Origin of the sequence: Vibrio makurazakiensis, from assembly GCF_050337375.1 — a bacterium.
GTDB lineage: Bacteria > Pseudomonadota > Gammaproteobacteria > Enterobacterales > Vibrionaceae > Vibrio > Vibrio makurazakiensis.
This window is the reverse complement of the sequence record NZ_JAKJSW010000236.1, coordinates 1-6,020: the sequence shown is the minus strand read 5'-3', so window position 1 is coordinate 6,020 and position 6,020 is coordinate 1. Positions and strand designations below refer to the sequence as shown.

Annotated in this window: 5 protein-coding genes and 1 pseudogene; 5 read left to right on the top strand and 1 reads right to left on the bottom strand. The window is 41.4% G+C overall.

Annotated features, from left to right (window positions below; translation table 11 throughout):
* The 5 genes and pseudogenes from L4C33_RS18800 to yjjX all read left to right on the top strand — a co-directional run.
* Positions 1 to 562 (top strand): prephenate dehydratase domain-containing protein (locus L4C33_RS18800; protein ID WP_428813938.1); only part of this gene is annotated, 562 nt, incomplete at its 5' end.
* A 67-nt stretch (positions 563 to 629) separates the two neighbouring features.
* Complete coding sequence (locus tag L4C33_RS18795; RefSeq protein WP_428813937.1) at positions 630 to 1,709, top strand: polyamine ABC transporter substrate-binding protein; 1,080 nt, start codon at positions 630 to 632, stop codon at positions 1,707 to 1,709.
* Positions 1,702 to 2,748, top strand: coding sequence for a polyamine ABC transporter substrate-binding protein (locus L4C33_RS18790; RefSeq protein ID WP_428813936.1), 1,047 nt, complete (start codon positions 1,702 to 1,704; stop codon positions 2,746 to 2,748). The genes L4C33_RS18795 and L4C33_RS18790 overlap by 8 nt, the downstream gene beginning before the upstream one ends.
* Positions 2,732 to 5,091, top strand: a pseudogene (locus L4C33_RS18785) (bifunctional diguanylate cyclase/phosphodiesterase). Before L4C33_RS18790 ends, L4C33_RS18785 begins: the two are co-directional and overlap by 17 nt.
* Positions 5,054 to 5,575 carry an inosine/xanthosine triphosphatase gene (gene yjjX, locus L4C33_RS18780; protein WP_428813935.1) on the top strand — a complete coding sequence of 174 codons (522 nt, stop codon included), beginning with the start codon at positions 5,054 to 5,056 and terminating at the stop codon, positions 5,573 to 5,575. The pseudogene L4C33_RS18785 and the gene yjjX overlap by 38 nt, the downstream one beginning before the upstream one ends.
* 120 nt (positions 5,576 to 5,695) lie before the next feature.
* Here the strand turns inward: yjjX and trpR are convergent, their stop codons facing one another.
* Complete coding sequence (gene trpR / locus L4C33_RS18775; RefSeq protein WP_428813939.1) at positions 5,696 to 5,989, bottom strand: trp operon repressor; 294 nt, start codon at positions 5,987 to 5,989, stop codon at positions 5,696 to 5,698.
* Positions 5,990 to 6,020 lie beyond the last annotated feature (31 nt).

Here is a 6,020-nt window from a genome sequence, read left to right as displayed (position 1 = left end):
CATTAAGACCTTATATTCGCACCCTCAACCCCACCAGCAGTGCAGTGAATTTTTAAGCCGCTTGAAAGGTGTACAACTAGAGTCTTGTGCGAGCACGGCTGACGCCATGTTAAAGGTTAAAGAGCTTAATAGAGACGATGTGGCAGCCATTGGTAATGCTTCTAGCGGCAAGCTTTATGGCCTACAAGCAATTCAAAGTAATATTGCGAATCAAACAGAAAATCATACGCGCTTTATTGTAGTGGCTCGTAAACCCGTTGAAGTTTCAACGCAGATCCCTGCGAAAACAACACTGATCATGTCAACATCTCAAGAAGCGGGCTCTCTTGTAGAAACGCTGCTGATCCTTCAACGCCATCAAATCAACATGACCAAACTTGAGTCGCGCCCTATTATGGGCAACCCTTGGGAAGAAATGTTCTATGTGGATTTAGAAGCTCATCTAGATTCAGAAATAATGCAAAGTGCAATTTCAGAGCTAACAAAAATCACTCGTCATCTCAAAGTCTTAGGCTGCTACCCTAGTGAAAATATCAAGGCTACTCAGGTTCAACTAAAGTAAACCCCAATAGATGAACAGCTGACAATATAAACAGAACGGAATACAATCCCTTTTCACCGGGGGATTTATGATTCGAACAATCAAAACTGTCAGCTGTTTGCTTATTACTGCTCTCGCCAACCCTAGCATGGCCTCAGATCTTCAAACGAGCTTAACGATCTTTAATTGGCAGTATTACCTATCAGACAATGCTATCCAGCAATGGCAAGAAGAAAGCCAGATTACTATCGAACAAATCTATTTTGATAGTGATACTCATCGTGATCGCACGATCAACCAAGTCAACAATGGTAGTATCGACATTACGATTTTAGATGAAGTGTCTGCTCGAAACTTTTCTTCGAATGACAAACTTTACCGATTGAAAGACCATCCACAAATAACAAACCAAAAGCACATTCCACTTAATTGGCGAAAGCAGTGCGGCGAGTATGGAATCCCATACTTTTGGGGAACCCTTGGTATTGTCTACCGCAAAGATTTATTTCCTGAATCACCAACATCTTGGAAACAACTCTTAGAACCAACGACTGAGCACTATGGTAAGGTCGTTATGACCAATGACTACACAGACTTGCTGTTGCCTTCTTTGTTCATTCTTGACTCTTCCATAGAAAACGCAGGGCGCTCTGAATTGGGTAAGGTTTACCATCAATTACTCAAGCAAGTCCCACACGTACAAACGTATGATTATATTATTAGCTATTTGGAAGCAGACCCTGAACGTGCCAAAGGCGTCCATTTAGGGATTGCCTATAGCGGAGATGAGGCGACTCTAAACTCATTAAATAACGATTATGAATGGGGTTATGTTGTGCCCAAAGAAGGAACGATTTTATGGGTTGATTGTTTAGCGGTGCTAAAAAAATCTCTCAAGCCAGATGATGCTTTTGCATTCATAAATTTTTTGCATCGACCTGAAGTGGCCGCTTTGAATGCCATAGACATAGGTAACTCAACAACCAACCTTCAAGCAATCAAAATCATCAATCAAAGTCGCCCCAAAGTTCGAGAGTTAACGCCAAGCGATGACCTTATCAAACACGCTCAATTTTATTCGACTCAAGGTAACACCTCGATCATTCTACGTAGCCGTATTAGCAATGCGATTATTCAGCAACATAAAGTTTTAAATAATAATGACTAAAACATCGATATTTATAACCGCACTACTACTCATTTCGACAGCTCATCTCCAAGCGCAAGATGAGCTAAAACTCTATTTGTGGGAGGATTCTCTGTCGCCGAAAATCCAAGCTAAGATAGAAAAAGCCTATGATACACAGCTGCAATTACACTACTTAGATAACGATGACGAACGAAACAAGCTCATGCTCAATAGTCGGAGCTTACCTTTCGATATTGTCGTTTTTGACAATGTTTCGGCGAATATCTATGGAGAACAAGGAGAGCTAGTCAACCTCAAGGACTTACCCAATAGGCGGCACAACGAACCTCGTTGGGATAAAGTGTGTGGCCAATATGCGGTGCCTTACTTTTGGGGTACGTTAGGATTAGTCTATCGAGAAAGTAAATTCTCAGTACCTCCAAGCTCTTGGAATCAACTGCTCTATCCTAGCGATGAGATAAAAGGCCATATCGGGTTACTCGAAGATAGTGTCGAGACCTTAATTCCAGCGCTGTTCTCACTTGGCTACAGCTCCCACACTTCAGAACCCTCAGAGCTGAAAGAAGCTTTCAACATTCTAAAAAGCATCCAAAGCAATGTACTCACCTATGAATATCCTATTTCTTATGTACGCAGTCACCCAGACTCAGATGATTTACATCTAGCAATGGCATACAGCGGCGATCAGTACTCTCTCAACCAATATTTAAATGAGAAGGATTGGAAATACGTTGTGCCAAATGAAGGAACCTATATTTGGGTGGACTGTTTAGCGGTAAGTGCTCATTCAAAACAAACAGAGCTTGCTAAAAAAATCCTCAACGAACTAATGGAACCTATTACAGCAGCCGCCAATGCGAATGAGGTCATGGTTGCCACCCCAAATAAATCAGCGATGGATCTACTGCCTATTTCTTATATAACGGACAAGACCTTATTTCCGTCACAAGAGATAATTGAAAAAAGTGTTATAGATAGTGATATGTCGGTAAACAATATAAACTTAAGGGCTAAAATCATAAATAATATCGTTACGAGTCATGAAGCTAAGTACTAAAATTCTACTTCTAATTGCACCGGTCATACTCTGTAGCGCCGCAGCTTCAAGCTATATTATTTATACCAATCAGAAAAGTGCATTCATAAAACGAGAAGACAGCGCGCTTCAGCTTAATATGGAGAAGCTCGCTGGCCACTTTCGCCAGGCACGCTCCTTTCTCAATAGTTACTCCTATACCTTAACCAAAAGTGACATTGTTCGACGTTACTTTCTGCAAGAGCAAAACCCATATCGAGAGTTAGAGCTCATCGATAATCTGCAAGAAACCATTCATCTATTACAGGACGGAAACCGAAGTTTCACTGGCTTAGCACTCCTAGATGGTAATCAGGATCTGCTCTATTACGCAGAGAACAGTGATGATCCTTTTGCAGAGATTGATCCAAAAATACTGGAACACATCAACACTCAATATCAAGAGACTCTCAATACATCTAACATCAGTTTCACTCGAAGCTCGCAAGGTGAAGGAATGCTGGTGCGTTATGAAGTTCTAGATAAAAGAACGATCACTACACCGCTTAGCTATCAATCTGACGATGTATTTTTTGTTGTTGTATCAGTATCGTTAGACAGTTTTAATACACTGCGTAAGCAAATTGAATACGACTACCAAACAAGTTTGTTTTTTTCACAAGCGCCAGTCCAAGTAAAACACGGCCTAGCACAATCTGTAGAGTTAGCCCCCGGTCTTTACGCAACAGTCGACCCAGCCCAATTTTTATTAGATAACCGCCTAAAAGATATTTGGAATGAGCTAAGTGCTTCCTTTGCCGTCTCTGCGTTTATCACCATGTGCTTGTTGTTGATGCTGCTATACCGCACGATTCTGACTCCCATCACCAATTTAAGTACTCAACTACAATTGGTAGAGAAGAAAAAGAAAAAGAACATAGAGAAGCTAGGTAGCAATGATGAAATCGGTCATCTTTCTGAGCGTTTCTACGATATGTACCAAGAGCTAGATAATACCTATCAACGCACTAAAAAATTGGCAGAGAACGACCAGCTCACGCAAATCGCAAACCGACATCAATTTCAAAGCTATGTTGAAAAAACGCTCACGGAACCACAACGTAATACCAACGCATGGGTATTTTATCTAGACCTCGACAACTTTAAATTCGTTAACGATAAATACGGTCACCAAATTGGAGACTCCATTCTGATCAGCTTTGCTGAACACATTACCTCCCTCTGCGATACTTACCGCGCGACACATGGTGTGAGTTGCCTGCCATCACGTTTATCTGGCGATGAATTTGCGATTTATCTCAATGCGCCTCATTTAACGAGTGATATAGCGGAAGACTTCTCGAAACGCTTATTAGCTCCTCTACAAAATGGTTTTACAACCGTTATGGGTARCTTCCCTATTACCGTCAGTATTGGCATTGCCACTTACCCCAACGATGGCCACAACATTGAGAAACTGCTATCTAATGCAGATACCGCAATGTACCAAGCTAAACGCGCGGGCAAGAATCAATTTGCGTTTTATTCTCTCGATCTAGATAAAGTTGTACAGAGACGTGCCAGCATTGAGCGCGCGTTACGAGAAAACAATTTCGACAATGAATTTAACCTTGTTTATATGCCGTATTTAGATAACTCAGGCTCTAAGGTAATTGGTGTAGAAGTCTTATTACGTTGGTACTCATCACAACTAGGGCTAGTCTCACCTGATGAGTTTATCCCAATTGCCGAGCAAACTGGCTTGTTTGAACAGATAGATAAGTGGGTAATTAAAGATGCTTTTAGTCACTTCCATAAACTGCAAGAACAGTTTGGTCATGAGGTTTACCTCTCAATCAACTTATCTTCGGCTGAGTTAGAAACCATTCATTTAGCAGAGTTTATTGAGTACCACGCGTCGAAGAATCATATTGAACCGAAGTTTATCGATTTCGAGATCACTGAAACTTTCGCTACTGAGTCTCAGGGTTTCCCGTTGCTCAACGAGTTATCTCGATTAGGCTATAAACTCGCGATTGATGACTTTGGCTCCGGATATACTTCCATCACTCAATTAGTTCAGTACCCAGTACAAAAGATCAAATTGGACAAAGGATTCCTGGAAACTCTCATTCAAACCAACAACCAAAACATTGTTAAGCCGATCATCGAACTTTGTCACGCTCAAAATAAAGCGGTGACGGCTGAAGGTATTGAAACTCAAGTTATGCATGAATGGCTCGCTCAGAGCCAATGCGATTTCATGCAAGGTTTCTACTTCGGAAAACCCATGAAGATTGATGAGTTATCACCTTGGTATCAGCAACTTAAAGAGAATAATTATTAAATGAAATCTGTCGTTATTGCTTCGCTCAACCCGGCTAAAATCAACGCAGTAAAAAGTGCTTTTACATCTGCATTCCCTGAACAGGAATTTGAATTTCAAGGCGTCAGCGTACCGAGTGGTGTCGCTGACCAACCAATGTCAAATGATGAAACTCATCTAGGCTCGGTCAACCGAGTGAACAACGCTCAGCAAGTTCTCCCTAATGCCGATTTTTACGTTGGCTTAGAAGCAGGAATAGAAGAGTCAGTTACGTTCGCCTGGATGGTTATTGAATCTAACGGGCAGCGAGGTCAATCTCGCTCAGCCAGCCTAATGCTACCACCAATTGTGATTGAGAAACTGAAGCAAGCGAATGAGCTTGGTGACGTAATGGATGAAGTATTTGGCACTGACAACATCAAACAAAAAGGCGGAGCGATTGGACTACTTACACATAACCAACTCACTCGTAGCTCTGTCTACCATCAAGCTCTGATTCTGGCTCTTATTCCATTTATGAACCCGAGCCACTTTAGCGCCTAATCTACTTGGCTACTCAAACAAGCTAAGAACTTAATCAAAAACGCCAACTCATAAGAAGTTGGCGTTTATGTTTAAATACAGATTAGATAAAAGCTGTAACGAATGAGGATCTCCATTCTGTTACTTTAGCAATAGCTGTTCAATCTCAGACTTTTCAGCATCGGATTTGGCTTTCAATTCATTTGAGCCACGCGTGATGGTCGCAACACCCACTCCTAGCATTTGGCTTACCTGCCTCTGTGATAAGTCGCCTTTTAGAAGTTCACATAAAATATTCACTCGAGCAACGAGCGCATCTCTTTCATCTGAAGTCATCATCATCGTCAACAACAGTTCATGTTGATCGTTATCCGCTGCTGTCTTTACAAGGTCCATTAACTGTTGCCAGTCATTATACTCTGGTTGTGATGCCATATTATCTACGCTTACTGTCCCACTTTTATTG